General features: G+C 56.8%; 2 protein-coding genes. One reads left to right on the forward strand and one right to left on the reverse strand.

Going from position 1 to position 4,523, the window contains the following annotated elements:
- Positions 1–474 precede the first annotated feature (474 nt).
- Positions 475–1,371, forward strand: coding sequence for a glycosyltransferase (locus GX147_10070; protein ID NLN61018.1), 897 nt, complete (start codon positions 475–477; stop codon positions 1,369–1,371).
- A 502-nt stretch (positions 1,372–1,873) separates the two neighbouring features.
- Here the strand turns inward: GX147_10070 and GX147_10075 are convergent.
- Positions 1,874–4,060 (reverse strand): CoA-binding protein, encoded by a 2,187-nt coding sequence (locus GX147_10075; GenBank protein NLN61019.1) that lies wholly within the window; start codon positions 4,058–4,060, stop codon positions 1,874–1,876.
- Positions 4,061–4,523 lie beyond the last annotated feature (463 nt).

Genomic DNA, 4,523 nt, shown 5'->3' on the forward strand with positions numbered 1-4,523 from the left:
GCTTATGATAATCAATTCCGATATACTTCATCACGTGCACCTCCTTAATGTTTTCTAAAACGTAGGGGTTAGTCTAGCACTAGCGCCCTGTCGGAGGTGCACTTTTTTTCATGTTATCATTCCAAACGACACCGCCCTGTCACTTCGAACATCCTCCCTGTCACGTCGAACATCCCTCTTTGTCACTTCGAACATCCCTTTTTGTCACTTCGAACGAACGTGAGAAGTCTTAAACGTAACGCCACCTCTGAAAGCTCAGGGGTTAAGATTTCTCCCCGGCTTGGCAGCCGGGTCGAAATGACATGGGTGGGGCGCTTGCTCCGGGGCGGAATGGCATACTCACCTTTTACCGGGCAGGCAGTCCTGACTGTAAAAACACATCGAACCATGCTAAAAGAACAGCGTTTCAATTTGAAGATGGTCCGTATCCCGGCCCAATCGCAGCGCCCGCTCACCCGGAAGATTGCATGAACGATGAATGATGTTCTGGTTTCCATATCCTGCTTGACCTACAATCATGCACCCTACATTCGCCAGTGCCTGGACGGGTTCATGATGCAGCAGTGCGATTTCGGTTTTGAGGTCCTGATCCATGACGACGCCTCGACCGACGGGACACAGAAAATCATCAGAGAATACGAGACAAAGTACCCGGATATAATCAAACCCCTCCTGCAGACGGAAAACCAGTTCTCCCGGGGCTCCAGGGGAATCATGATGAGGCGATTCAATTTTCCCCGCGCCCGGGGCAAATACATCGCCCTGTGCGAAGGGGACGACTATTGGACGGACCCTCGTAAACTGCAAAAGCAGGTGGATTTTCTGGAGACGCATGAAGACGTGTCCCTGTGTTTTCATAACGCCCTGATGGTTTACGAAGACGGCGGCTCCCTGAGGCAGCCGTTTCAAAATCTGGGGAACAGGGAATATTCCGGGGCGGAAATTCTGCGGCACTGGACGATACCGACGGCGTCCGTTGTTTTCCGCAGAGAAAATTATGTCATGCACCACAGCCCCAATAACTTTTTCGGGGACATAATCCTCTTTTTGACTCTGGCGGAAAAGGGGAAATTATGGTGCCTTGACGAAACGATGAGCGCGTACCGGAGGCACCGTGGCGGCCTGTCTTATATGGAGAGAAACGCTTTTCTCTCCTGTGATCCGAAAATATTGAAACATTACGAAGAGATCGGAAAGAATTTTGGGGGGAAATATAAAGGGGTGGCCTGCGAGCTCATAAACGACCTGTATTTGAAAATGGCGATTGAACAGTTCAGGCACATGAATTTCAGATTTATAAGGTCGCTGTTTCTTTGTTTCAGGGATGACCCCCGATTGTGCCTTAAAAATATAAAATCCAGATTCATCTGAAAATTGAAAGGCGGGAAGCAATCCCTTGTTTGCCTGGGGCCACCCCGGTGAAACGTCGTAAACCCCGTCTGTCACAGGGCAATGCCCGGCGGAGGGCCATGCCTTTTTGCCATCCCGAACGCCTTCCCTGTCACTTCGGACATCCCTCTTTGTCACTTCGAACGAACGTGAGAAGTCTTAAACGTAACGCTACCTCCGAAACCTCAGGGGTTAAGATTTCTCCCCGGCTTAACAGCCGGGTCGAAATGACATGGAGGGTGCTTGCACCGGGGTCGAAATGACATTTTTTTTGTCACTCCGACCACCGCCAAAGGCCCAAAATGTCATTCCGAATCCCCGCGACAGCGGGGTGAGGAATCTTAAACGTAACGCTCTGGGATGGCGTAAAGGACAAGATTTCTCGTCGCTTCGCTCCTCGAAATGACATGGGTGGGTGCTTGCACCGGGGCGAAATGACATGATGAGGCGGAAGGAACATGGGGGGGTGCGGGGGCTTACCCGCTCAGACACCCTGGCGGTTCAGCCAGCATCGGTATCCGTACATTTCGGCCAGGCACTTGACGACCCGCTCCGGGGTCAGGAAGGAAACGCTTTTGTATGGTTCATCGGCCTCTTCCCGGATGGTTTTCGCCTGCCCGTCCGGGAGCAGGATAACCCCCATGACGGGCTTCTTGTACCGCGCCATCAGATGAATCACATGCCGGACAAACTGCTCCTCGAATTCGCTGACCATCGCGGGGATGGCCGCGAACAGCTTGCGATCGTAATGGGGATCCGCCTTGACGGAGGACTCCATCAACCAGCGAAAGAACGCCATCCGCCCGAGAATGCCCATATGAACGACCGCATCGCACCCGTCCCACTTCATGAGTTCCTCGACCAGCATCATGGGAATGGCCGGGTCGAACTCCGCGACCAAATCGATCGGGTTGGAACGGCTCCAGTAAGGGGGCAGGATGCCGTCGATTCTTCCGATCAACTCCGGGGACAGGTTGGGAACCCGCAAACCGTGTTTTTCGCAAAGATCGGCCAGAACGACCCCCCAGCCGCCGCCGATGGTGATCGCCGCAACCCGATTCCCCCGGGGCAGGGGCAGGGACGAAAACACAGCGGACAGGTCGAGGAGATCCATGGGGTGCTCGACCACAATCACCCCCGCCTGGCGGCAGGCTGAATCGAAGACCCGCATGTCGGACGCCATGGCCCCCGTATGGCTGGCCGCGGCACGGTTACCCGATTCGGTACGGCCGCCCTTCAAGACCACGGCGGGTTTTTTCAGGCACAGGCGCCTGGCCGTTTCATAAAACCGCCGCCCGTCCTTGATGCCTTCCAGGTACATGAGAACCGTCTCCGTTTGTTCGTCCGCTACGAAGCCTTCCATATAATCCTCGATGGCGACCATGGATTCGTTTCCCGACCCGCAGAACGCCCGTATCCCGATTCCCTCTTCGACGGCAAAGGCCAGAAGCTGTATGCCGAGGTTCCCCGACTGGGCGAGGAGCGTCGTCGTACCCGGTTTCGGGCGAACGTGAAAACCGGTGCAGGTAAAATGGATATGGGGATTGATAATGCCCATCGTGTTGGGGCCAAGAATCAGAATATCCGCCCGCCTGGCCCGTTCCACCAGGTCTTCCTCCCGCCGCTTCCCCTCCTCCCCCATCTCGCCGAAACCGGAGGTGATGAGCAGCATCTGGCGGATCCCCTTCTTTTCAAAATCGGGGATAACCGAGGGAACCTTGTCGGCCGGGAGGGTCACGATGCCAAGGTCCACGGGACCCGGAATGTCGAGCACCGACTTGTAAACCGGTCGGCCCGCGATTTCACCGCCCCGGGGGTTGACCAGGTAAATCCCGCCCTCGTAGCCTCCGCCCACCACATTGGTGAAAAGCATGTGCCCCCACTTCCCGAAGGTGGCGGAAGCGCCGACAAAAGCAATCGAACGGGGGTGGAACAGCCTGTAGATCGTCCCCGGATCGACAGGCCGGCGCCGCGGCCCCGGCGTATCGGGCTTTCCCAACACGATCAGGGCGTCCACCGCCGTAAGACGGCCCTCGGCATCGGCGATCAGGGGATTGATATCGACCTCCCGGATTTCCGGAAAATCGTCGGCCAGGCGGGACAGGCCCTCCATGACGCGAACAATCGCCTCCCGATCCACGGCGCCCTGTCCGCGAAAGTCATCGAGGAGGGCCCGGCCCCTGATTTCACCGACGGCATGCAGGGCTTCCGCCCGCGTCACCGGGGCGACACGAAAAACGACGTCCCCCAGGGCTTCGGTGAATACACCGCCGAGACCGAACATGACGACGGGTCCGAACTGCCGGTCACGGAAGAAACCGGCAACGAACTTCCGATCCCCGGAAACGTGCGGTTGAACGAGAAAGCCCTCCAGATCGTCTCCTGCGGCGGCTTCCATCGCCCTGACCACGGCGGGAAGCTCCGGTTCATGCCGGATCCCCGTCCGAACGAGGCCCCGTTCCGTTTTATGGGTGAGACGATGGCCTAACGCCTTGACCACGACAGGGTACCCCAGGCGGCGGGCATGTCCGATGACTTCAGCCTCGGTTAAAGCGACGGCTTCATCCACGACGGGCACGCCGTAAACCCGCAACACCCGCTTCGCTTCGGCCTCCGTCAACGAGAACCGATTCTCGGCTCCGGCGTTTGCAATTATGTCGGCAGGATCCATTTTTTCTTCATCCTCGTTCAGGGCGGCTTTTCAAAGGTATAGGGGCGTTCGAGGTAACATAAAAGGTGTCAAAGTGACAAGAAGTTATGTCATTTCGGGGAGCGCCAGTCCCATGTCACTTCGAGGAACGAATGCCCCCCATGTCCTTTTGACCCGGCGCAAGCGCCCACCCATGTCATTTTGACCCGGCGCAAGCACCCACCCATGTCATTTCGAACCCGGCTGCCAAGCCGGGGAGAAATCTTAACCCCCGAGGTCTCGGAGACTGCGTTGCGTTTAAGACTTCTCACGTTCGTTCGAAGTGACAGAAAGGAACGTTCGAAGCGACAAGGAGGGTGGCGAAGCGACGAAAAGGCATGGCCTTTCGCCCCGGCGAATGCTCCATGTCATTACAACGAACGCCCCTATGTCCTTTCGACCCGGCGCAAGCACCCATCCATGTCATTTCGAACCCGGCTGTCAA

The sequence above is a fragment of the Deltaproteobacteria bacterium genome (assembly GCA_012522415.1).
Classification (GTDB): domain Bacteria; phylum Desulfobacterota; class Syntrophia; order Syntrophales; family JAAYKM01; genus JAAYKM01.